Genomic DNA, 23,279 nt, shown 5'->3' on the forward strand with positions numbered 1-23,279 from the left:
TCCGTCGGTGGTGCGAAGGTTGCCGTCACGGACGCGTAGCTTTGTCGCCAACACGCGTCCGTAGGAGCAGTCTTGGCACGGAAGATCGGCAGCCGCTACACCGCGCACCAGATCCTGGGCCGCGGCAGCGCCGGCACGGTGTGGCTCGGCGAGGGACCCGAGGGGCCCGTCGCCATCAAACTGCTGCGCGAGGACCTCGCGGCCGACCAGGAGCTGGTCGGCCGCTTCGTGCAGGAGCGCACCGCACTGCTCGGCCTGGCCCACCCGCATGTGGTCGCCGTCCGCGACCTGGTCGTCGACGGCAACGACCTCGCCCTCGTCATGGACCTCGTCCGCGGCACCGACCTGCGCACCCGCCTCGACCGGGAGCGCAGGCTCGCCCCCGAGGCCGCGGTTGCCATCGTCGCGGACGTCGCCGACGGGCTCGCCGCCGCGCACGCGGCCGGGGTCGTGCACCGCGACGTCAAGCCCGAGAACGTCCTCCTGGACATGCAGGGACCGCTCGGCCCGGCAGGCGCCCATCCGGCGCTGCTCACCGACTTCGGTGTGGCGAAACTCATCGACTCGCCCCGCCGGACCCGCGCCACGAAGATCATCGGCACCCCTGACTACCTCGCGCCCGAGATCGTCGAGGGGCTGCCCCCGCGCGCGGCCGTCGACATCTACGCCCTCGCGACGGTCCTGTACGAACTCCTCGCCGGGTTCACGCCCTTCGGCGGGGGGCACCCCGGTGCCGTACTGCGCCGCCATGTCACCGAGACCGTCGTACCGCTGCCCGGGATCTCCGACGAGCTGTGGCAGCTGATCGTCCAGTGCCTGGCGAAGGCGCCCGCGTCCCGGCTGCGCGCCTCGGAGCTGGGGGCCCGGCTGCGGGAGCAGTTGCCGTCGCTCGCCGGGATGCCGCCGCTGGACGTGGACGAGCCGGGGGCGGGGGAGGACGGGGGCGCTTCGGCCGAGGAGGAGCCGGTGCCCGAGGCCGGTCCGGCGCCGGCCGCTCGGCGCGGGGCGGTGCCGCTGGTGCCGGGGCACGCCACCGACTCGAACCGGGATACGCATACGAGCATGCGGGTGCCCGCGGCGGACGAGCTGGCCGGGGGTGCGCGGGGCACCGCCCGGGTGCCGCGCGCCACGGGTGCCCCCCGCCCGGGTTCCGCCCGGCACCGGGCCGCCTCCGCGCGCCGGCGCCGGATCGCCCTGGGCGCCGCCGCCGCGGTACTGGCCGCCGCCGGCATCGGCACGTGGCTGGCCACATCGGGCAACGACGCGGATGCGACTCCGCGCGAACCAGGCCACTCAGCCCCGGCAACTCCCTGACCACGGGTGTGGGACTCGCCTACCGACGATGGGCCCCGCACCTTCGCCGCACCCGGCACCTGGGCTGTGCCCACCCGTTCCTCCCCGGTGTCTTAAGGGCCTGGGGGTAATGGGGGCGGGGCGTGCGGGTCGCCTGCCGACGATGGGCCCCCTACCTTCCGCGCACCCGGCACCTGCCGTTGTGCCCACCCTCCCCCACTCTCGGCTTCGCTCGAGCGGGAGGGACCCCCATCGCCGTGCGGAACGCCTGCCCACAACGAGGGCGGGGTAGGGCGCGCCTCGCCTTCCCACAGCGGGGGCGGGGGGTGTGCTTGCCCACAGCGGTGCGGGGTTGCGGCGGGCCTGCTGGCGACGGGCCCCGGCCGACCACCCACCCTCCACCCGGCGCCGGTGCGTTGTGCCCGCCCGCCCACGTTGCGGTGGGGTGTGTCGAGGTGGGAGTTGCTGGTGGTTTTGGGTGGGTGGGTGGGATCGTCGGGTGGGTAGTTGTTTGAGGGTGGGTGGGTGGGATCGCCGGTGAGGTAGTACTCGGGCAGCCGTTAGGCTGGGGGGCGTGGCAGTCGTCGATGTTTCCGAAGAGTTGAAGTCCCTCTCCTCGACCATGGAGTCGATCGAGGCCGTCCTGGACCTGGACAGGCTGAGGGCGGATATCGCCGTGCTGGAGGAGCAGGCCGCCGCGCCGTCCCTGTGGGACGACCCGGACGAGGCCCAGAAGATCACCAGCAAGCTGTCGCACCTCCAGGCGGAGGTGCGCAAGGCGGAGACGCTGCGGGGCCGCATCGACGACCTGAGCGTGCTCTTCGAGCTGGCCGAGGCCGAGGACGACTCGGAGACCCTCGCCGAGGCCGAGTCCGAGCTGGTCTCCGTGCGCAAGGCGCTCGACGAGATGGAAGTACGGACCCTGCTCTCCGGCGAGTACGACGCCCGTGAGGCCCTGGTCAACATCCGCGCGGAGGCCGGCGGCGTCGACGCCGCCGACTTCGCCGAGCAGCTCCAGCGCATGTATCTGCGCTGGGCCGAGCGCCACGGCTACAAGACCGAGGTCTACGAGACGTCGTACGCCGAAGAGGCCGGCATCAAGTCGACCACCTTCGCCGTCCAGATTCCGTACGCGTACGGCACGCTCTCCGTCGAGCAGGGCACCCACCGGCTCGTGCGGATCTCGCCGTTCGACAACCAGGGGCGCCGCCAGACATCGTTCGCCGGTGTCGAGGTGCTGCCGGTGGTCGAGCAGACCGACCACATCGAGATCGACGAGTCCGAGCTGCGCGTCGACGTGTACCGCTCGTCGGGCCCCGGCGGACAGGGCGTCAACACCACCGACTCCGCGGTCCGGCTGACGCACATCCCGACCGGCATCGTCGTCTCCTGTCAGAACGAGCGCTCGCAGATCCAGAACAAGGCGACCGCGATGAACGTCCTCCAGGCGAAGCTGCTCGAACGCCGCCGCCAGGAGGAGCAGGCCAAGATGAACGCGCTCAAGGGCGACGGTGGCAACTCCTGGGGCAACCAGATGCGTTCGTACGTCCTGCACCCGTACCAGATGGTCAAGGACCTGCGTACGGAGTACGAGGTGGGCAATCCGCAGTCCGTGCTCGACGGTGAGATCGACGGCTTTCTGGAGGCCGGAATTCGCTGGCGCAAGCAGCAGGACCGTTAGAACTCAGCTGTCACAGCTTTGTCGACAAGGCAACTGCCGTCCCGAGGGCGGCAGTTGTCGCATGTGTCGGGCTTTTACGTCACCGGCACAAGAACATATGGCGGTCAACTCCCCTTATTCCAGACATCGCGTACGCAACGACCTTGACGCCTTTGCCAAAACTGGGAAGGGTTGAGCGTGGCATGCGTATCTTCGGGGCGCGTGTGACCGGGGGGATGAGAAGTCGCTTCCGAGGACGAAGCCCCGAGCGCTGCTCCATACACCATTAGCTACTGGGGGTAGCAGGCAGATGACCAAGAAGACGCGGATCCGCGTGGCGCGGATCGCCGCCGGCACGCTGATCGCCGCCGGTGCGTCCCTGACCGCCGCGGGCGCCGCTTCGGCTCTCGATGTGAACGTCGGCCTGGGCGGTGTGGGTGTCAACGCCCACGCCGACGAGACCGGCGTCGGCGTCGACGTGGGCGTGAACGACGAGCCGACCGACGGCACCTCGGAGATCCCGACCGACCCGACCGACCCTCCCACGGACCCGACGGACCCGCCGACGGACCCCACGGACCCGCCGACCGAGCCCACGGAGGAGCCGACGGAGCCCACCGAGGAGCCCACGGAGCCCACCGAGGAGCCGACGAGCAACCCGAGCCAGCCGGGCAACGGCAACGGTGGCAACACCGGGGGCAATGACAACAACCCCGACGGCGGCTCCAAGCCGGTCGAGCAGGGCCAGGGCAAGACCGGCCTGACCGACACCGGCTCGGCGCCCGCCGGGCAGGGCGCGGCCAAGGACGAGCTGGCCGAGACCGGCGCGGCGCAGACCACGTTCCTGCTGATCGGGGCCGCCGCGATGATCGCCGGTGGCGTCGGCTTCCGGCTGCTGCCCCGCCTCGCCGGCGGTGGCCGCACCGTCGCCTGATCCGGGCGGCAGAGCGAGTAGAGCGCACGAGAAGGGCCCGGAGCACCCGCTCCGGGCCCTTCTCGGTGTCTCTCGCCGGTTCTCTCGCCGTTCTCGGCCCCTATGCGCCGTTCTCAGGGCCTTACGACCCGGTCCGGCCCCCCGTGGCCCCCTGTGTCCGAAACGCGGCTAGCGGGCCAGCAGGGCCACGGCCGCGATCAGGACCGCGAGGAGCGCGATCAGCATCATGGGGTTCATACCGGACCAGAAGTTGCTGTTTCCGTCCTGCTCCAGCCGCTGACGGCTGGCCCGGCAGACGGGGCACCGGCCCTCACTGACCGGGGACGCGCAGTTCGCGCACACCAATCGGTCATAGGTCATGCGCACTCCTCCTCCCGCGCGGCGGAGCCCTGCCGCAACGACTGTCTCTCCGCACAACGCTCAGGGAAACGCAACCGTTCCCCTCCCACTGTGCCAGCTTCCGCGGATTTCGGCGCGGCCCGCCGTATCCTGCCCGGTCCTGACGGATTCGAGCCGTTCCGTTCCGTGACAAAAAGCGCAACCGGTACGCAACCTCGGTCGCCGACTGCGCTTGTCCACCCGGTTCGCGTATGGTCACGCACACCTACCCCCGGCGACCCGTGGTGCATCCGTGATCCGATTCGACAGTGTCTCCAAGGTCTACCCCAAGCAGACCCGCCCCGCTCTCAGGGAAGTCTCCCTGGAGGTCGAGCGTGGAGAGTTCGTGTTCCTCGTGGGGTCCTCCGGCTCCGGAAAGTCCACCTTTCTACGGCTGGTCCTCCGCGAGGAGCGGGCCAGCCACGGCCAGGTGCACATTCTCGGCAAGGACGTCGCGAGGCTCTCCAACTGGAAGGTGCCGCAGATGCGCCGCCAGCTGGGAACCGTCTTCCAGGACTTCCGCCTGCTGCCGAACAAGACGGTCGCGGAGAACGTCGCCTTCGCGCAGGAGGTCATCGGCAGGTCACGCGGTGAGATCCGCAAGTCCGTGCCCCAGGTGCTCGACCTCGTCGGCCTGGGCGGCAAGGAGGAGCGGATGCCCGGTGAGCTGTCCGGCGGTGAGCAGCAGCGCGTGGCCATCGCGCGGGCCTTCGTGAACCGGCCCAAACTGCTGATCGCCGACGAGCCCACGGGCAACCTCGACCCGCAGACCTCGGTCGGCATCATGAAGCTCCTCGACCGCATCAACCGGACGGGTACGACCGTCGTGATGGCGACCCACGACCAGAACATCGTGGACCAGATGCGCAAGCGCGTCATCGAGCTGGAGAAGGGCCGTCTCGTCCGCGACCAGGCACGCGGCGTCTACGGCTACCAGCACTGACCCGGCGTACGTACCGAAAGGCAGAAAGCACGCGATGCGCGCCCAGTTCGTCCTGTCGGAGATCGGCGTCGGTCTCCGCCGCAATCTGACGATGACCGTCGCGGTCGTCGTCTCGGTCGCCCTCTCGCTCGCCCTGTTCGGCGGCTCCCTGCTCATGCGTGACCAGGTGAGCGTCATGAAGGGCTACTGGTACGACAAGGTCAACGTCTCGATCTTCCTCTGCAACAAGAGCGACGGCGCTTCCGACCCGAAGTGCCCCAAGGGCGCCGTCACCGCCGAGCAGCGGGCCCAGATCAAGACCGACCTGGACAAGATGCCGGTAGTCGACAAGGTGTCGTACGAGACCAGCGACCAGGCGTACAAGCACTACAAGGAGCAGTTCGGCGACTCGCCGCTGGCCAGTTCGCTGACCCCGGACCAGATGCAGGAGTCCTTCCGCATCAAGCTGAAGGACCCCGAGAAGTACCAGGTCATCGCCACCGCCTTCGACGGCCGTGACGGGGTGCAGTCGGTGCAGGACCAGAAGGGCATCCTGGAGAACCTCTTCGGGCTCCTCAATGTCATGAACTGGGCCGCCATCGCCGTGATGTCGCTGATGCTCGTCGTGGCGCTGATGCTGATCGTCAACACCGTGCGCGTCTCCGCGTTCAGCCGCAGACGCGAGACCGGCATCATGCGGCTCGTCGGCGCGTCCGGCTTCTACATCCAGGCGCCGTTCATCATGGAGGCCGCCGTCGCCGGACTGATCGGCGGTGGTGTCGCCTGCGCCTTCCTGGTGCTCGGCCGGTACTTCTTCATCGACCACGGTCTGGCGCTCTCCGAGAAGCTCAACCTGATCAACTTCATCGGCTGGGACGCCGTCCTCGCGAAGCTGCCGCTGATCCTCGCGACCAGTGTGCTGATGCCGTCCCTTGCCGCTTTCTTCGCGTTGCGCAAGTACCTCAAGGTGTGACACATGACCGGGGCGCCGTCCGGGGCAACCGCCCGTACGGCGCCCCGCCTTGTCCTAGACTCACCCGCATGTCAGGTCCCGACCTGTTCGCCGTGCCCCGCCGCATTCGCCGCGGGGCCGCCCTGACCTTGGTGTTCACCAGCGTCCTCGTGACCGGTGCCGCCACGGGATCGTGGACCGGCGGCGCCGACGACAAGACCGCCGCGAAGGCTCCGTCCGCGCGGACCGGCACCCTGTCCGCCGCCCACCAGCAGGACGTCACCGAAGCCGCCGCCGACGCCATGGCCGAGGGAAAGTCCCCCATGGAGGCCGCCGAGCGGGCCGTCAGCCGCAGCGGCGACCGCTGGGGCGCCGTCTACTCCGAGGGCGAGTACGCGGAGTTCGAGCAGGCACTCGACGGCGAGTACACGGGCGTGGGCCTCTGGGCCCGGCGGACGAAGGACGGCCGGATCGAGGTCGCGCGCGTGCAGTCCGGTGGACCGGCCGAGCGGGCCGGCATCCGCACCGGCGACCGGCTCCTCACCATCGACGGACAGCGCGTCGAGAACCGGCCCGTCACCGAGGTCGTCGCCCTGCTGCGCGGCGACCACCCGTCCGGCGACACACCCGTCACCAAGGGTGACGACGAGACCGCCACCGGCACCCCCGTCGACCTGGGCCTCTCGCGCGGCGCCCACCGCTGGACCGAGACCCTGCGCCGCGCCGTCCTGTCCACCGACTCCGTCACCGTCGAACAACTCGGCGACGGCACATCCGGCGCCGTCCTGATCAAGGTCGCCGCCTTCACCAAGGGCTCGGGCGAGCGGGTACGGTCCGCCGTCCGCGCCGCACCGCCCGGCGCCGGCATCCTGCTCGACCTGCGAGGCAACTCCGGCGGCCTGGTCACCGAGGCCGCCACGGCGGCCTCCGCGTTCCTCGACGGCGGCCTGGTCGCCACGTACGACGTACGGGGCGAGCAGCGCGCCCTGCACGCGCGCCCCGGCGGCGACACCGAACGGCCCGTGGTCGCGCTCGTCGACGGCGGCACGATGAGCGCCGCCGAACTGCTCACCGGGGCGCTCCAGGACCGCGGCCGAGCGGTCGTGGTGGGCTCCCGCACCTTCGGCAAGGGCTCGGTCCAGATGCCGAGCCGGCTGCCCGGCGGCTCCGTCGCCGAACTGACCGTCGGGCACTACCGCACCCCTTCGGGCCACAGCGTCGACGGCCGGGGCATCACACCCGACCTGGAGGCCGGAACGGGCAGCGAGAAGCAGGCCGAGACCGTACTGAGCGGCCTCGGCGACACTCCGTAGCGGCCGTGCGGCGGCTCTCGGGTCGTCCGGCGCGGTAAACGGCTGGCCCGACCGCCCCCTCGTAGTGCGAAAATGGCCGCACTATGGCTAAGGAAAAAGGGCGCAAGCTGATCGCCCAGAACAAGAAGGCGCGGCACGACTACACCATCATCGACACCTACGAGGCCGGACTGGTCCTCACCGGTACCGAGGTGAAGTCGCTGCGCCAGGGGCGGGCCTCGCTGGTGGACGGATTCGTCCAGCTCGACGGCGGCGAGGCATGGCTGCACAACGTGCACGTACCGGAGTACAGCCAGGGCACCTGGACCAACCACAGCGCGCGGCGCAGGCGGAAGCTGCTGCTGCACCGCGCCGAGATCGACAAGCTGGTGTCGAAGTCCCAGGAGACCGGACACACCATCGTGCCGCTCGCCCTGTACTTCAAGGACGGCCGCGCCAAGGTCGAGATCGCGCTGGCGAGGGGCAAGAAGGAGTACGACAAGCGGCAGACCCTCCGCGAGAAGCAGGACCGGCGCGAGGCGGACCGGGCCATCTCGGCGGTGAAGCGGAAGGAGCGGGCCAGCCTCCGGTAGGTAAATGGACTGGCTCTCGCCGACGCTGGTCAAGTACCATGGTCATGCGCCCCACCGAGGGTGCGGTACCACCTTGAAAAAACAACATGGGGATGATCGGTTTCGACAGCGGCTGTCGAAGCAGGGGAAGCGTGTCGAGGAAGCGGCAATGATCTCGTAAACCATATGTCGCAAAAAATAATCGCCAATACCAAGCGCGATTCCTTCGCCCTCGCTGCCTAAGTAGCGACTTGCGAAGTGTCAGCCCGGGGCTGTTCCCGACCCGGATCCTGGCATCAGCTAGGGAACTAAACTTCCAGGCCCGGTCACGGGGTCCGGGAGGAAATCAAACAGTGGCTGGGCCCGTCGGCGACTTGTTCGCGTGATCGCCGGGGCCGAGAAAATCGCAGCGAACTGCACACGGAGAAGCCCTGATTCCGCACCGTTGGACGCGGGTTCGATTCCCGCCATCTCCACCAACGCGCCCCTCACTCGTGAGGGAACGCGACCGGAACCCCTTGTTGCGCGGCGCCTTCCTTCGGGAGGGCGCCGTTTTCTTGTCCCCAACAGCGGCGCCGTTCCCGTGTTCCCCGCACCGGAGTTTCTGCGCCAGGCGACGCGGTCTGTTGTCTTCCGGGTGGGTCCGGGATGCTGCTGTGGCATGAGTAGACCTGTGAGACGCGGTGTGCCGCGTCTGCGCCACTGGATCTGGCCCGCCGTCGCCGCCCTCGCCGCGGCCACCCTCACCTGGAGCGCCCCGGCCGGCGCCGACTCCGACCGGAGCGGACTGCCCGAGGCCATCGACGCCGTACTCGGCGATCCCCGCATGGCCGGGGGCGCCGCGAGCGTCGTCGTCGCCGACGCGGAGACCGGCGACATCCTGTACCGGCATCTGCCCACCGGGCGGCTGATGCCCGCGTCCAACACCAAACTCGCCACATCGGCGGCGGCCCTGGACGTCCTCGGCCCGACCTACCGCTTCACCACCGACGTCCTCACCACCGGTACGCGGCACGGCCGGGTGCTCTCCGGTGATCTGTACTTGCGGGGCACCGGCGACCCGACGCTGCTCGCCGCCGACTACGACCGGCTCGCCGCCCAGGTCGCCGCATCCGGGGTCCGGCTCGTCACCGGGGGGCTCGTCGCCGACGACACCCGGTTCGACACCGAGCGGCTCGGCCGGTCCTGGGCCGCCGACGACGAGTCCGCGTACTACTCCGCCCAGATATCCGCGCTCAGCGTCGCCCCGGACACCGACTACGACACCGGCACCGTGATCGTCGAGGCCGCGCCCGGTGCCGCCGCCGGGGACAAGCCCCGGATCACGCTGACCCCCAAGACCGGTTACGTCGACGTCGATGTCACCGCCACCACCGTCGCCGCGGGCGGCGCCGACACCCTCACCGTCGAGCGGCGGCACGGCGGCAACACCGTCACCGTCAGCGGCACCGTCCCCGTCGGCGGCCCGGTCACCAAGGAGTGGGTCAGCGTCTGGGAACCCACCGGATACGCGGCGGCCGTCTTCCGCGACGCGCTCACCGCCCACGGCGTCCGGGTCACCGGACCGACCCGGCCGGGCCGCGCGACGCCCGCCGACGCGCGGGGCATCGCCTCGCACGACTCCATGCCCCTCAGGGACCTCCTGATCCCGTTCGTGAAGCTGTCCAACAACATGCACGCCGAGATCCTCACCAAGGCCATGGGGTACGAGACGGCCCGGCGCGGCACCTGGAGCGCCGGACTCGCCGCCGTCAGCGGCTACTTGAAGGACGCGGGCGTCGACACCGGCACCCTGCGGCAGGTGGACGGCTCGGGGCTCTCGCGGATGAACAGCTTCCCCGCCGACCAACTCGCCCGGCTGCTCGTGTCGGTGCGCTCGGAGCCCTGGTACGCGGACTGGTACCGGTCGCTCCCGGTGGCCTGCGATCCGGACCGGTTCGTCGGCGGGACCCTGCGGTCCCGGATGTGCGGCACCCCGGCCGCGCTCAACGCCCGGGGAAAGACCGGGTCGTTGACCGGCGCCTCCGCGCTGTCCGGGTACGTGACCGACGCGGGCGGACGTGAACTCGTCTACAGCGTCGTCCTCAACAACTTCCTCGCCTCCTCCGTCAAGCCCTTGGAGGACGCCGTGGTGGTGACCCTGGCCCGGTCCGACGCGGAGCGCGCCGTACCGGTGCGGCCCGGCGCCGCTCGGGGTGCCGAGCGGGACGGCGCCCTGGAGTGCTCATGGCGCAAGCCCGCCCTCTGCTGAGCCCGAGCCGTTCCCCTTCGCGGCGGGCGGCGGTGTCCGCAGGGCCCCGTACAGGGCCGGGAGCAGGGCGCAGGCCGCCGCGGCGACGGGGACCGCGTAGGCCGCCGTAGGACCCGCGTGCTCCACCAGCCGGCCGCCCGCAGCCGCGCCGCACGCGATGCCCCCGAGGATGCCGGTCACGGCGAGGGTCATGCCCTCGTTCAACTGGCCCTCGGGGGTGCGCCGTTGGACCAGCGTCATCCCGGTGACCATCGTCGGCGCGGTCGCCATCCCCGCGCACAGCAGGGCGCCCGCCAGCACCACCAGCGAACCCGACAGGGCCGCGGCGAGCAGCGGAAGCGTCATCAGGACCGACATCCCGGCCACACAGAGCAGGAACCGGCGCTCCGCGCGGGCCGCCGGGCGGAGCGTCCCGTACAGGAGTCCGGCGGCGCCCGAACCGGCGGCCTGCAACGCGAGGACCGCGCCCCCGGCCGCCTGGTGCCCGCGCGCGTCCGCGAACGCGACCGTCACCACCTCCATCGACCCGAACACCGCGCCCGTCGCGACGAATCCGACCAGCAGGGTGGGCATCCCGTGTGCGCGCAGCGGCGACTTCATACGGGGACGGTGGTGGACGGGCGGCTCGGTGGACCGCTGCGCCGCGAACAGCAGCACACCCGTCACCAGCAGCACCACACCGACCAGCGTGCCCGCCTCCGGGAACAGCGTCCCGCAGAGGAACGCCGCCAGGACCGGGCCCAGCATGAAGCAGAGTTCGTCGGCGGCCTGCTCGAAGGAGTTCGCGGTGTGCACGGCCCCCGGGTCGTCCCGCAGCAGATACGCCCAGCGGGCCCGGGACATGCCGCCCGTGTTGGGCGTCGTGGCGGTCGCCGCGTACGCCGCGAACAGGGTCCAGTCCGGCGCCCCGTAGCGCACGCACAGCAGCAGGGCGAGGGAGCCGAGTGCGGCGAACAGGGTGGCGGGTACGGCGATCCGTGCCTGTCCGTAGCGGTCGACGAGCCGCGCGATCCAGGGGGCGACGACCGCCATCGTGGCCAGGCCCGTCGCGGTGACGGCCCCGGCGAGCGCGTACGAGCCGCGCGCGCCCGCGATCATCATCACCGCGCTGATGCTGAACATGCCCACCGGCAGCCGGGCGACGAGATTGCCGAGGGTGAAGGCGCGGGCGCCGGGGACGGCGAAGAGCCGGCGGTACGGGTTCCTGGGCGGACGCCTTTCCGGGGTGGTGCCGGTGGTTTCCGGAGCGGTGCCGGTGGGGCGCGGGCGGGGTCGGGTGTCGTGGTCCTGCTGCATGGGGCAACCGTCGCCCGCCGCCCGGCGCGGGGTCCAACACCTGTTCGGTTCCGATTGACGCATCCCTGTTGTAAATTCACCGGATGTCCCGTGAGTCCCGTGAGTCCGGTGAATCGGCGAGCCCCGGAATCGGCGCCGGAATCGACCCCCGGCTCCTGCGTGCCTTCGTCGCCGTCGCCGAGGAACTGCACTTCACCCGTGCCGCGGCCCGCCTCTACGTAGCTCAGCAGGCCCTCAGCCGTGACATCAGACGCCTCGAACGCACCCTGGGCGCCGAGCTGTTCGTCCGTACCACCCGGCAGGTCACGCCGACCGCCGACGGTGAGCGGCTGCTCCCGTACGCGCGCCGGGTTCTCGACGCGCAGGACGAGTTGACGGCCGCCTTCGCGCGCGGGCAGGTGTCCCGGCCCGTCCTGGTGGACCTCAACAGTCCGGGGCTGATCTCCGGACGCATCCTGGAACTCGCCCGTGAACGCGTCCCGGAGCACGAGCTGATGGCGCGTTTCGAGAGCGGTCTGACGGGCGCCGCCACCGAACTCCTCGCGGGCCGGCTCGACGCCTCTTTCGGCCGGTACGGGGGTCTCGCCCCGGCCGTCCGTGCCCGGCTCGACCAACAGCCGGTGCGGTACGAGCCCATGGCGGTCATCCTGCCCGAGGATCACAAGCTGGCCAATTTGGCCGAAGTTCCACTGGACGCACTGGCCGGTGAGCAGATCTACGCCGGTGCCGGGAACCCCCGTACCCCTGAGTGGACCGCTCTCGCGGAACTGCTCTTCGAGGGGCGCGGGATCGAGGTCGCGCCGCCCGCGCCGCTCGCCGTGGGGACCGAGGAGTTCCGGCGCGTCATGGCCAAGTGGCGGAACCCCGTCCTCGTCGTACGAGACTTTCCGGCCATGCCCGAGACGGTGCAGCGCCCGCTGGTCGACCCCGTACCGCTCTCGCCGCTCTCGCTGGTGTGGCGGAAGGGGCGCGTCCACCCCGGGATTGCGGCCCTCCGTGAGACGGCGGCGGCGCTCGCCGAAGCGGAGGGTTGGCTTCAGCGACCGGCCGACAGTTGGATTCCGGCCATCGATTCACGCATCATGACGACCTGGTTCTGACACAGAACCACCCGTGTCACTCGGGTGCGCTACATTCTTGGTCTGGGCACACGTGATAAAGGGGGGCGCTCGGACCGGGTGGGGGCCAGGTTCGAACGACAGGTGCCGAGGTCGCGCGCGCATCCCAGGAAATCCCGTGGGGGGATGTGCGTACGCGTGGAAATTTGGCGAGAAGACGCCCAACCAGGGCAGACACATGACCCGAACGAGGTCACGATCCAGATCGACGGCATAGGCCGTCAGCTGGACGAACTCACCGCCCAGGGCAAGGCCCAGGACGCCGCCGGATCCGACGGACCCGTGTTCGTCGACGAGACGGGCCGGCGCAGCCGCCGCTATCGCACCATCGGTCTCGTCGTCGCCCTCGCCTGCGCGGTGTACGCGGTGGTGATCGTGGCCACCGTCGTCTCCGGCAATTCCAGCGCGCCTTGGCTGCCGATACCGGATCCGGCCGCGGACCAGCCGGCCGGCAAGGTGGACACCCCGCCGCTGCCCGCCGTCTCCGGGTCGCCGTCCGGTTCCCCCGGCGAGAGCCCCGGCGCCACACCGTCGAACAGCGACGGCACCACGCCGTCCCCCGGTGACAGCGCCTCGCCCGGCGCCACCGACGGCCCGTCCGACGCGGCCACCGACGCCGCGAAGCCCGGCACGTCACCCGGCGCGAAGCCGACCAGGGACAACGGCGGGGTCAAGCCCGGCACGCCCGGTGGTGGCGTCGCGTCCCCGCCCGCCGGCGAGCCGAGCACCGACCCCGGCCCCTCCGACCCGGGACCCGGTTCTTCGCCCCCCGATCCGTCGCCCGCCGACCCGTCACCGTCCACGGCCGCGGGCGGCCAGGTCCCCATCGCCCCGGAGGGCGCTCAGTAATGACACCCCGCTCCACCGGCGCCCGGCGACAGAGAACCGCCCGCCGGCGCCGACTTCCCCTGCGCTATCTGCTGCCGGTCACGCTGCTCGCCGCCCTCATGGCGATGCTCATGCTCCGCGGCTACGTACACAGCGAGGTCCTCGCCGACCACCGCATCGCGCCGCCCGCCGCGACCGACAAGGTCCCGCACCGCGTCCTTGAGGGCGGACCCGTCATCGACGCGCGCGAGGGCCACATCAACACCGTGCGCATCCCGCACCACAAGCTGGTCCTCACCTTCGACGACGGGCCCGACCCGGTCTGGACGCCGAAGGTCCTCGACACTCTCAAGGAGCACCACGCCCACGCCGTGTTCTTCGTCACCGGCACCATGGCGTCGCGCTATCCGGACCTGGTCCAGCGCATGGTGGACGAGGGCCACGAGATCGGACTGCACACCTTCAACCACCCCGATCTCGCCTACCAGTCCACGAGCCGTATCGACTGGGAGCTGTCGCAGAACCAGCTCGCGCTCGTCGGCGCCGCCGGTATCCGCACCTCGCTGTTCCGGCCGCCCTACTCGTCGTTCCCGGACGCCTTCGACAACAAGTCCTGGCCCGTCACCCGGTATGTCGCCAGCCGTGGCTACATCACCCTCGTCAACAACACCGACAGCGAGGACTGGAAGCGGCCGGGAGTAGAGGAGATCATCCGCCGCGCCACCCCCAAGGGCGGCAAAGGCGCGGTCGTCCTGATGCACGACTCCGGCGGCGACCGCTCACAGACCGTCGCCGCGCTCGACAAGTTCCTGCCCGACCTCCAGGAGGAGGGCTACCGGTTCACCAACCTCACCGAGGCCCTCGACGCGCCCAGCGCGCACACCCCGGTCACCGGCGCCGAGCTGTGGAAGGGCCGCGCGTGGATCTTCCTGGTCCAGGCCGCCGAGAAGACCACCCAGGTGCTCGGTGTCGGACTCGCCGTCATCGGGGTCCTCGTCATCACCCGCTTCGGCCTGATGCTGCTGCTCTCCTTCACGCACGCCCGCCGGGTGCGGCGCCCCGGTTTCCGCTGGGGACCGGCCGTCACCGAACCGGTGTCGGTCCTGGTGCCCGCGTACAACGAGGCCAAGTGCATCGAGAACACCGTCCGTTCCCTGATGGACAGCGATCATCCCGTCGAGGTCATCGTCATCGACGACGGCTCCACCGACGGCACCGCCCGCATCGTCGAGGACCTGCGGCTGCCGAACGTACGGGTGGTGCGCCAGCTCAACGCGGGCAAGCCCGCCGCCCTCAACCGCGGTATCGCCAACGCCCGGTGCGACCTCATCGTGATGATGGACGGCGACACCGTCTTCGAGCGGGCGACCGTGCGGGAGTTGGTGCAGCCGTTCGGCGACGCGCGCGTGGGCGCCGTCGCGGGCAACGCCAAGGTCGGCAACCGTGACTCGCTGATCGGCGCCTGGCAGCACATCGAGTACGTGATGGGCTTCAACCTCGACCGCCGGATGTACGACGTCCTGCGCTGCATGCCGACGATCCCCGGAGCCGTCGGCGCCTTCCGCCGCTCGGCCCTGGAGCGCGTCGGCGGCATGAGCGACGACACGCTCGCCGAGGACACCGACATCACGATGGCGCTGCACCGCGACGGCTGGCGCGTGGTGTACGCGGAGAAGGCCCGCGCCTGGACCGAGGCACCGGAGTCCGTGCAGCAGCTCTGGTCCCAGCGCTACCGGTGGTCGTACGGCACGATGCAGGCCATCTGGAAGCACCGCAAGGCCGTGGTGGAGCGCGGCGCGTCGGGCCGCTTCGGCCGGGTCGGCCTGCCGCTGGTCTCGCTCTTCATGGTCCTGGCCCCCCTCCTGGCCCCCCTCATCGATGTGTTCCTGCTCTACGGGCTGGTCTTCGGCCCCACCGGCAAGACCGTCGGCGCCTGGCTGGGCGTCCTCGCGATCCAGGCCGCCTGCGCCGCGTACGCGTTCCGGCTCGACCGGGAGCGGATGACCCATCTGATCTCGCTGCCCCTCCAGCAGATCCTCTATCGGCAGCTGATGTACGTCGTGCTGCTTCAGTCCTGGATCACCGCCCTCACCGGCGGCCGGCTGCGCTGGCAGAAGCTCCGGCGCACCGGCGTGGTGGAGGCGCCCGGCGGGCTGCCGGGGCAGCGGGGGCGCGCGAACGATCGGAGGCCGGTGGCATGACGTATCCGACACAGCGGGGCGAGGGCGCCGGAGGGTCGACGCCGTCCTCCGAGTGGGACTGGGAACCGAGCCCGTGGGGTCCGGCGCGACCGTTGCCGGACGGGTCGGTGGGGCCGGGGGAGGCGGAGGTGCCGGCCGCGCGATCGGGGGGCCGCACCCATGCCCGTACGGACAAGCCGGGCGGGGCTTCGAGTGCTGCTGCCCCCGCCAAGGCGCCGGGCCGCGACCGCTACCTGGACCTCCTCCGCACCATCGCGCTGGTCCGGGTCGTCGTCTACCACCTGTTCGGCTGGGCCTGGCTGACGGTGGTGTTCCCGTCCATGGGCGTCATGTTCGCGCTGGCGGGCTCCCTGATGGCGCGGTCCCTGAACAGGCCCGCGCTCGGGGTGATCAGGGGCCGTGTCCGACGGCTGCTGCCACCGATGTGGATCTTCAGCGCGGTCGTCCTCGTCATGCTGTTCATGGCCGGCTGGAACCCGGGCCGCGACCCGGACAACGGCGGTACGTGGGGCTGGGTCAGCCTCTTCAACTACCTGGTGCCGATCGGCGCGCCGACGTTCCCGTGGCACATCGGCGCGGAGGGCGGTCTGCTCGACGCCACGTGGCCCGCGCAGGCGGCGGGCCCGCTCTGGTACCTGCGTGCGTACATGTGGTTCGTGATCGCGTCGCCGCTGCTGCTGTGGGCGTTCCGCCGGATGCCGTGGGCGACCCTGCTCGCACCGCTGGCACTCACCGCGGTCGTCGGCACCGGCGTCGTCACGATCCCCGGCGAGACCGGCAACGCCGTCACCGACTTCGCCGTCTACGGCGGCTGCTGGATCCTGGGCTTCGCCCACCAGGAGGGCGTGCTGCGCCAGGTCCCGCGCTATCTCGCCGTGTCCCTGTCGGCACTGATCATGGCCTTCGGCCTGTGGTGGGCCTCGGGCCATCTCGGCCCGGACGGCTGGGACCTCAACGACATCCCCCTGGCGCAGGCGACCTGGTCGTTCGGCGCGGTGGTGATCCTCCTCCAGTACGCGCCGTCCTGGCAGCAGCTCCCCGATCGCCTGGCCCGCTTCGACAAGGTCATCACCCTCTCCAACAACAGAGCGGTGACGATCTACCTCTGGCACAACCTCCTGATCATGGCGACGGTCCCCCTCATAGACCGCCTCTACGACCTCCCCTTCATGACCGACCGCATGATGTCGGCCCTCGACACCACCTACAACGTCTGGATGTTCGTCCTGGTCTGGCCCCTGATAGCCCTGACGATCCTCGCGGTCGGCTGGATGGAAGACCTGGCAGCCAAACGCCCACCACGCCTGTGGCCGAACGGGTCCAAACGCGCGGGGCGCGGCGGCAAGCGTGACCGGGGACGTCAACCGGCGGGGCGTACGCCCAACTAACGGGCGGTAAGCACCGGTTGGGCTTGGTTCGGACCCCGTTGTTCCGGATAGCGTCGTGCGGGTGGCGGAGCGACTGGCGGTCGACGGGGACGAACTCACGCACTTCATGCGGATGCTGAGGGCGTCGACGGACGCGCTCGCGGATCTCCGCGGGGCCCTGAGCGATGCCACGGTCACCGGGCTCGGGACCCGGGCCCTGGACACGGCGTGCGAGGACTTCCAGGACGACTGGAGATACGGGGCCGAGGAGATCGGCGCGCAGACCGACGCCCTGAGCCGGATCGTCGGCCACAGCAAGGACAGTTACCGCGAACTGGACCAGGCACTGGAGGCCGCCCTGTCCTCGGGCGGAGCCGCACCGGGAGCCGCACGGTGACGGCTTCGGGGTATCCGCATCTCGGGTTCGACCCCGTGCCGGGCAACACCGACACGGTACGGGAGCTGCGGCGGAAGCTGTCCGCTGCCGCGGAGGTCCTGGAGGACACTCATGGCCTGGTCACGCGGCTCACCCAGGGCAGCCACTGGAAAGGCGACGCGGCCGTCGCGTTCCGGGAACAGCTCGACGGCGGACCGCTTCCGCTGAACCTCCGCAACGCGGCGCGTTCGATCCGCGGGGCGGCGAAACAGCTCCACCGCTGGGAGGACGAACTCGCCGATTTCCAGCGGCGGGCCGGGCGGCTGGAGGAGGCCGCGGATGCCGGGGGTGCCGTGGGGGAGCCCTCGGCGGACGGCGAGGGCGACGACGTCCGGCGCCGGGCCCGGAGGCTCGCGGAGGAACACGAGGAGAGGGCGGCGTACCGGGCCCGGAAAATCCGGGGCGCGACGCGTCGGCTCGCGCCGCAGGAACCGGGTTTCCTCGACACCGCGCTCGACTGGCTCACCGAGAACCTCCCGGACATCCTCAGCTGGGCCGCCGCCGTGGTGGGCCTGGCGGCCCTGTTCGTCGTGACGGGCGGGACGGCGGCGGCGGTGCTTCTGCTGTTGGCGGCGGCACTGAGCGCCGGCGCGGCGGGACTGCGGCTTTCGGATCCGCTGGTACGGGCGTCGCTGTGGGACGGGGTGAGTAAGGGGGAGCTGGATGGGGACTTCTGGAGCAACCTGATCGGGTTGGCGGCCGACGGCTTGGGGGTGGTCCCTGGCATCGGCGCCGTGTCGAAAGGGTCCGTCGGCACCCTGCGCGCTGTGGGAGCGTCCGGTGAGGCAGTCACGCTCGGGCGGAGAGCCGGCACCTTCGCGGACGAGACCCTGACGGCGGCCAAGGAACTGTCCGACGCACGGAATCCGTTCATGGAATGGGTCGTCGTCAGGGCTCCCCGACTGACCGGGACGGCTGAGGCAACCGAGGCGGCGGCTCCGTGGGCGGGCGCGGCGACCGCCACGTACGGGGTGGCCTCGACCCTTTTCGAGCCGCTGGAGAGTGACACGGTCGCGGAGGTCGGCACCGCGATCGACGGCACGTTCCTCGCGCCGGTCGATGGCGCGGAAACCGTTGATCTGATCCGCAGGCTTCTCCAGTGATGCCAGTAACGTCAGTGCTGCCAGTGACGGCTTGGCATCACCCGCCCACGCGCGCGGCCTGGACCCTGCATCTGGTCTTCGGCGTCGCCGGGACGGTCGCGTGGGCCGCCGTACAGGCCGGTGTCCTCGTACTCGCCCTTGCCGCACCCGTGTGGACCGTCTGGCTTCTGCTCCCTTGCCTGCTCTACGCCCTGTATCGGTTCGTCCTTCAGGTGTCCCGCGTCCCGTGGGCCTTCCGTATGCGCCGCGTCCTGCGCCACTACCCCTGGCAATTCCTCGAAGGCGTACCGCGTGGACTGGCCAGACATCCGCGGGCGACGGACGACGGGATGTGGTTCGAGTTCCCCGACCCGGTCGGCGGCGAGGACAACATTCCGCTGGTCTTCCTCAACCACCACCGCGCTCACTGGTGGCTGAAGCGCATCGGTGGCCCCCGAACCTCCCCCCACCTCACCGCCCAGCTCACCCCCCTCTGGTTCGCCGGTGATCCCCGGTTTCTCGGTGTTGTCGCTGTGGGCGGGCGGTCGGGGCCCCGGCGGTTGCATCTGCTCTATCAGCGACCCGCGCTCGACAGGCGGTGTGCGCCCGGGAGTTGGGGCGCGACCCCCGTCGATCTCGACCGCGCCCGCCGCGCCGGCGCCCTCGTGCCCGCCGCACCACCCCGGAGGGACCCGTGAACGACGACCCCGGCATCCGCTTCGCCCTCCCACCCGGTTTCACCCCCCTGCCCCTGCCCCTCCCGCCGGCGCCGCCCGAAGCCCTCGCGCACCTGCTCGACACCGCACCGGACGACACGGCCCGGCAGCGCTTCGGCGCCGTGGTCACCGGGGCCGGGGTGCTGCTGGGTGCTCTGTGCGCGCAGGGGACCGTTCACTGTTCGCTCGGGTTGCACCGTGACGACTCGGGGATCGGTGGGGCCGCGGCGCCGCTGCTGTCCCTGTTCACCGTCACCTGGGTGGACACCGCCTGGGCACCGCGGGCCGTCACCGCCGCGCGGGCCGTCGCGTCCGCCGAGGGGCACACACAGGTCGAGTACGCCGAGTTGCCCTGCGGCCCGGCGTCCCTCAGCGAGACCGTCCGGGTCACCGGCCCTCGACCGCTGCTCCAGGTGCACGCGCACGTACCGCACCCCGACGGCACGAGCCTCGCGTACCTCACCCTCAGCACCCCCGCCACACCCCACCGCCCCCACTACCGCGCCCTCCTCCGCCAGGTCGCCGCGTCCCTCCGCTTCGAGGACCACCTCACCGCCCGCCCCACCCCCGAGTGAGAGCAACGTTCCCCGGTGGTCACTCCGGGGCGCGGGGGTGAAACGCGGGGTTTCTAGCTTCGGGGTAGCCGAGGTGTTGGGAGGCCCTGATGGGTGTGAACGGTGGTCGTGTGCGGAGTGGGGGGCGCTGGATTCAGCGGTGGGAACCCGAGGACGAGGAGTTCTGGGCGGGTGGTGGGGAAGGCGTCGCCCGGCGGAATCTTGTGTTCTCCGTCTTGTCCGAGCACATCGGGTTCTCCGTGTGGACGCTCTGGTCCGTGCTCGTGCTGTTCATGGGGCCCGAGTACGGGATCGACCCCGCCGGGAAGTTCTTCCTGGTGTCGATGGCCACGCTCGTCGGTGCCGTCGTACGGGTGCCGTACACCTTCGCCGTCGCGCGGTTCGGCGGGCGGAACTGGACCGTCGTGGCGGCGTCGACACTGCTCCTGCCCACCGTGGCCGCCTTTGTGGTGATGGAGCCGGGGACCTCGTACACGACGTTCATGCTGTGTGCCGTACTCACCGGCGTCGGCGGCGGGAACTTCGCCTCCTCCATGACCAACATCAACTCCTTCTTCCCGCTGCGGAAGAAGGGGTGGGCGCTCGGCCTCAACGCCGGCGGCGGGAACATCGGCGTGCCCGTCGTCCAGCTCATCGGGCTCGGCGTCATCGGCGCCTCCTGGGGACCGCGGGTCCTGCTCGCGATCTACATCCCCCTCATCGTCGCGTCGGCTGTCTGCTCCGCCCTCTTCATGGACAACCTCGCCTCCGTCCGTAACGACGCCGGCGCGGCCCGGGAGGTCGTACGGGACCCGCACACCTGGATCATGTCGCTGCTGTACGTGGGCACGTTCGGGTCGTTCATCGGGTACAGCTTCGCCTTCGGGCTCGTACTTCAGTCGCAGTTCGGGCGTACGCCCCTCCAGGCCGCGTCGATCACCTTCGTCGGGCCACTGCTCGGCTCGCTGATCAGGCCGGTCGGCGGGACGCTCGCCGACCGGTACGGCGGTGCCCGGATCACCCTCTGGAACTTCGTCGGCATGGGCGTCGCCACCGCCGTCGTCGTCCTCGCGTCGCTGCGGGCCTCGCTCCCGCTGTTCACCACCGCCTTCATCGCCCTGTTCGTCCTCACCGGGCTCGGCAACGGCTCCACGTACAAGATGATCCCCGGGATTTTCCACGCCAAGGCGCTCGCGCGCGGGCTCGACGGGGAGGCCGCCGCCACCTACGGGCGGCGCCTGTCCGGTGCCTCGATGGGGCTCATCGGCGCGGTCGGCGCGCTCGGCGGGCTCGGGATCAACCTCGCCTTCCGGCAGTCCTTCCAGACCACGGGCAGCGGCACCGGCGCGTTCGTCGCCTTCCTCGCCTTCTACGCCCTGTGCCTCGGCGTGACCTGGGCCGTATACCTTCGACGCCCCGCCGTCACCGCCCCGCATCCCACCGCCACCGAGGCACCGACCCGGCTCGGGTACGCCAAGGTGTGACCGCGCGCCCCGGACGTAACATCCCGGACATCTCGGGGTACCGGGCCTGTCACCGTCCGTTGGCAGGCTCGGTCGTCCATCACCGGCCACGACGAGGGCACATGGACGTTCACCAGCAGGGCCCCCCGCACGGCCCCCTCGCGGGGTTCACCGTCGGTGTCACCGCCGCGCGCCGCGCCGACGAACTGGGCGCACTGCTCCAGCGGCGCGGCGCCACCGTGCAGCACGCGCCCGCGCTGCGCATCGTGCCGCTCGCCGACGACAGCGAACTCCTCGCCGCCACCAAGGAGTTGATCGACCACGGCCCGGACGTCGTGGTCGCCACCACCGCCATCGGGTTCCGCGGCTGGGTCGAGGCCGCCGACGGGTGGGGCGTGGGGGATGCCCTGCTCGACCGGTTGCGCGGGGTCGAAATCCTCGCCCGGGGTCCCAAGGTCAAGGGCGCCGTGCGCGCCGCCGGGCTCACCGAGGAATGGTCGCCCTCGTCCGAGTCCATGGCCGAAGTCCTGGACCGGCTCCTGGACGAGGGTGTCGAAGGGCGCCGTATCGCGATCCAACTGCACGGGGAGCCGCTGCCCGGGTTCGTGGAGGCGCTGCGGGCCGCGGGAGCGGAGGTCGTGGGCGTCCCCGTCTACCGGTGGATGCCGCCCGAGGACATCGGACCCGTCGACCGGCTCCTCGACACCACCCTCGCGCGCGGCCTCGACGCCCTCACCTTCACGAGCGCGCCCGCCGCCGCCTCACTGCTGCGGCGCGCCGAGGTACGCGGACAGCTCGGCGACCTCGTCGCCGCGCTGCGCCATGACGTGCTGCCCGCCTGTGTCGGACCGGTCACCGCGCTGCCGTTGCAGGCGCACGACCTCGACACCGTGCAGCCCGAACGCTTCCGGCTCGGGCCGCTCGTCCAACTCCTGTGCCAGGAACTCCCGAGGCGCGCCCGTACGTTGCCCATCGCGGGGCACCGGGTGGAGATCCGCGGCCACGCGGTCCTCGTCGACGACGCGCTGCGGCCCGTACCGCCGGCCGGGATGGCGCTGTTGCGCGCCCTCTCCCGGCGCCCCGGCTGGGTGGTCGCCCGCGCCGACCTGCTCCGCGCGCTGCCCGGCGCGGGCCGCGACGAACACGCCGTGGAGACCGCGATGGCCCGGCTACGGAGCGCCCTCGGGGCACCGAAGCTGATCCAGACGGTGGTGAAACGGGGGTACCGGTTGGCGCTGGACCCGACGACGTGACCGCGGGTCCCGTGACCGATCTCCCGCACCGGCAGTCTCCGTCCAGGGCGTTCCCACCCACCCACCCGTTGGCTGGCGTGGATCCCGACCTCACGCCGCACGCTGCCCCCGCCCCCACACCACCAACGCCCGCGTAAGGAAAGCCGTTGCCGCTGTGCACAGGAGGGCTCTTGTGATGTTCCAGGTCAGCCAGGGGGTCTCGAAGTGGTCGCGTAGGGTCCTCGGGTTGCCGGGGCGGGCCAGGGCGTCGTTCAGGGGGACGTTCACCGCCACCGTGATCAGGAAGGCCGCCGCGTAGGTGATGAGGGCCGCGTATACCCAGCGGCTTCGGAGTTGCCATGCCGAGACGGCCGTCAGGGCCAGTGCGCCCAGGAAGCTGACGAAGAACACCGGGTTCTGGATCACCTCGTTGATGTTCCGCATCACCTCCACGTACGTACGGTCGCCGCTGCGTGCCAGCGCCGGCATCACCGCGCACGCGAACACGTAGAAGGTGCCCGCGATCAGGCCCATCGCGACCGTGGCCGCACCCAGTACGGCCCCGGCGGTCCCCGAGGTCCCGGCGGTCCCCGAGGTCCCGGCGGTCCCCGAGGTCCCGGCGGTCCCCGAGGTCCCGGAGGTCCCCGAGGTGCCGGAGGTCCGCCCATCCGTTCTCGTACCCGTATTCGTCCAGTTCCTCGTCATGTCCACCATGACCACCAGTGAAGACGT

At 71.0% G+C, this 23,279-nt stretch carries 21 protein-coding genes and 1 other RNA gene; 19 read left to right on the forward strand and 3 right to left on the reverse strand.

The window, feature by feature from the left end; translation table 11 throughout:
• Positions 1-72: 72 nt before the first annotated feature.
• The 3 genes from ACFVT5_RS03775 (at position 73) to ACFVT5_RS03785 (ending at position 3,887) form a co-directional block, all read left to right on the forward strand.
• Positions 73-1,314: a serine/threonine-protein kinase gene (locus ACFVT5_RS03775; protein WP_389881098.1), complete on the forward strand. Its 1,242-nt coding sequence runs from the start codon at positions 73-75 to the stop codon at positions 1,312-1,314.
• A 553-nt stretch (positions 1,315-1,867) separates the two neighbouring features.
• The gene (gene prfB / locus ACFVT5_RS03780; protein ID WP_389881100.1) at positions 1,868-2,974 is read left to right on the forward strand and encodes a peptide chain release factor 2; all 1,107 of its coding nucleotides are present in this window, start codon (positions 1,868-1,870) and stop codon (positions 2,972-2,974) included.
• 289 nt (positions 2,975-3,263) lie between these two features.
• On the forward strand, positions 3,264-3,887 hold the full coding sequence (locus tag ACFVT5_RS03785) for a hypothetical protein (protein WP_389881102.1): 624 nt from the start codon (positions 3,264-3,266) through the stop codon (positions 3,885-3,887).
• Positions 3,888-4,055: 168 nt separating this feature from the next.
• Here ACFVT5_RS03785 and ACFVT5_RS03790 read toward each other — a convergent pair whose 3' ends face one another.
• Positions 4,056-4,247 carry a hypothetical protein gene (locus ACFVT5_RS03790; protein WP_389881104.1) on the reverse strand — a complete coding sequence of 64 codons (192 nt, stop codon included), beginning with the start codon at positions 4,245-4,247 and terminating at the stop codon, positions 4,056-4,058.
• A gap of 271 nt (positions 4,248-4,518) precedes the next feature.
• Here ACFVT5_RS03790 and ftsE point away from each other — a divergent pair, with 271 nt between their 5' ends.
• From ftsE to dacB, 6 genes are all read left to right on the forward strand, one after another.
• Positions 4,519-5,208 carry a cell division ATP-binding protein FtsE gene (gene ftsE, locus ACFVT5_RS03795; RefSeq protein ID WP_389881106.1) on the forward strand — a complete coding sequence of 230 codons (690 nt, stop codon included), beginning with the start codon at positions 4,519-4,521 and terminating at the stop codon, positions 5,206-5,208.
• Positions 5,209-5,242: 34 nt separating this feature from the next.
• Positions 5,243-6,160 (forward strand): permease-like cell division protein FtsX, encoded by a 918-nt coding sequence (ftsX, locus tag ACFVT5_RS03800; RefSeq protein WP_389881108.1) that lies wholly within the window; start codon positions 5,243-5,245, stop codon positions 6,158-6,160.
• Between the two features lie 68 nt (positions 6,161-6,228).
• The gene (locus ACFVT5_RS03805; RefSeq protein WP_389881110.1) at positions 6,229-7,452 is read left to right on the forward strand and encodes a S41 family peptidase; all 1,224 of its coding nucleotides are present in this window, start codon (positions 6,229-6,231) and stop codon (positions 7,450-7,452) included.
• A gap of 83 nt (positions 7,453-7,535) precedes the next feature.
• Positions 7,536-8,024 carry an SsrA-binding protein SmpB gene (gene smpB, locus ACFVT5_RS03810; RefSeq protein WP_389881112.1) on the forward strand — a complete coding sequence of 163 codons (489 nt, stop codon included), beginning with the start codon at positions 7,536-7,538 and terminating at the stop codon, positions 8,022-8,024.
• Positions 8,025-8,112: 88 nt separating this feature from the next.
• Positions 8,113-8,482: a transfer-messenger RNA gene (gene ssrA, locus ACFVT5_RS03815) on the forward strand.
• A gap of 182 nt (positions 8,483-8,664) precedes the next feature.
• Positions 8,665-10,254: a D-alanyl-D-alanine carboxypeptidase/D-alanyl-D-alanine-endopeptidase gene (dacB, locus tag ACFVT5_RS03820; protein ID WP_389881114.1), complete on the forward strand. Its 1,590-nt coding sequence runs from the start codon at positions 8,665-8,667 to the stop codon at positions 10,252-10,254.
• Here the strand turns inward: dacB and ACFVT5_RS03825 are convergent.
• On the reverse strand, positions 10,228-11,550 hold the full coding sequence (locus ACFVT5_RS03825; protein WP_389881116.1) for an MFS transporter: 1,323 nt from the start codon (positions 11,548-11,550) through the stop codon (positions 10,228-10,230). The genes dacB and ACFVT5_RS03825 overlap by 27 nt on opposite strands.
• An 83-nt stretch (positions 11,551-11,633) precedes the next feature.
• On the opposite strand from ACFVT5_RS03825, the gene ACFVT5_RS03830 reads away from it, so the two are divergent.
• From ACFVT5_RS03830 to ACFVT5_RS03875, 10 genes are all read left to right on the forward strand, one after another.
• On the forward strand, positions 11,634-12,650 hold the full coding sequence (locus ACFVT5_RS03830; protein ID WP_389881118.1) for a LysR family transcriptional regulator: 1,017 nt from the start codon (positions 11,634-11,636) through the stop codon (positions 12,648-12,650).
• 156 nt (positions 12,651-12,806) lie between these two features.
• Positions 12,807-13,517, forward strand: a complete 711-nt coding sequence (locus ACFVT5_RS03835; protein ID WP_389881120.1) for a hypothetical protein — start codon at positions 12,807-12,809, stop codon at positions 13,515-13,517.
• On the forward strand, positions 13,517-15,697 hold the full coding sequence (locus ACFVT5_RS03840) for a glycosyltransferase (RefSeq protein WP_389881121.1): 2,181 nt from the start codon (positions 13,517-13,519) through the stop codon (positions 15,695-15,697). The genes ACFVT5_RS03835 and ACFVT5_RS03840 overlap by 1 nt, the downstream gene beginning before the upstream one ends.
• Positions 15,694-17,085 (forward strand): acyltransferase, encoded by a 1,392-nt coding sequence (locus ACFVT5_RS03845; protein WP_389881123.1) that lies wholly within the window; start codon positions 15,694-15,696, stop codon positions 17,083-17,085. The genes ACFVT5_RS03840 and ACFVT5_RS03845 overlap by 4 nt, the downstream gene beginning before the upstream one ends.
• 61 nt (positions 17,086-17,146) lie before the next feature.
• Positions 17,147-17,461: a hypothetical protein gene (locus ACFVT5_RS03850; RefSeq protein WP_389881125.1), complete on the forward strand. Its 315-nt coding sequence runs from the start codon at positions 17,147-17,149 to the stop codon at positions 17,459-17,461.
• On the forward strand, positions 17,458-18,603 hold the full coding sequence (locus ACFVT5_RS03855; RefSeq protein ID WP_389881126.1) for a hypothetical protein: 1,146 nt from the start codon (positions 17,458-17,460) through the stop codon (positions 18,601-18,603). Before ACFVT5_RS03850 ends, ACFVT5_RS03855 begins: the two co-directional genes overlap by 4 nt.
• A 23-nt stretch (positions 18,604-18,626) precedes the next feature.
• On the forward strand, positions 18,627-19,280 hold the full coding sequence (locus ACFVT5_RS03860; protein WP_389881128.1) for a hypothetical protein: 654 nt from the start codon (positions 18,627-18,629) through the stop codon (positions 19,278-19,280).
• Positions 19,277-19,873 carry a hypothetical protein gene (locus ACFVT5_RS03865; RefSeq protein WP_389881130.1) on the forward strand — a complete coding sequence of 199 codons (597 nt, stop codon included), beginning with the start codon at positions 19,277-19,279 and terminating at the stop codon, positions 19,871-19,873. The genes ACFVT5_RS03860 and ACFVT5_RS03865 overlap by 4 nt, the downstream gene beginning before the upstream one ends.
• Before the next feature lie 89 nt (positions 19,874-19,962).
• Positions 19,963-21,336, forward strand: coding sequence for a nitrate/nitrite transporter (locus ACFVT5_RS03870; RefSeq protein ID WP_389881132.1), 1,374 nt, complete (start codon positions 19,963-19,965; stop codon positions 21,334-21,336).
• Positions 21,337-21,437: 101 nt separating this feature from the next.
• Complete coding sequence (locus ACFVT5_RS03875) at positions 21,438-22,568, forward strand: uroporphyrinogen-III synthase (protein ID WP_389881134.1); 1,131 nt, start codon at positions 21,438-21,440, stop codon at positions 22,566-22,568.
• 90 nt (positions 22,569-22,658) lie between these two features.
• On the opposite strand, the gene ACFVT5_RS03880 is transcribed toward ACFVT5_RS03875, so the two are convergent.
• The gene (locus tag ACFVT5_RS03880; RefSeq protein WP_389881136.1) at positions 22,659-23,261 is read right to left on the reverse strand and encodes a DUF1772 domain-containing protein; all 603 of its coding nucleotides are present in this window, start codon (positions 23,259-23,261) and stop codon (positions 22,659-22,661) included.
• Positions 23,262-23,279: the final 18 nt, after the last annotated feature.

This window comes from Streptomyces sp. NPDC058001 (assembly GCF_042886315.1).
Lineage (GTDB): Bacteria > Actinomycetota > Actinomycetes > Streptomycetales > Streptomycetaceae > Streptomyces.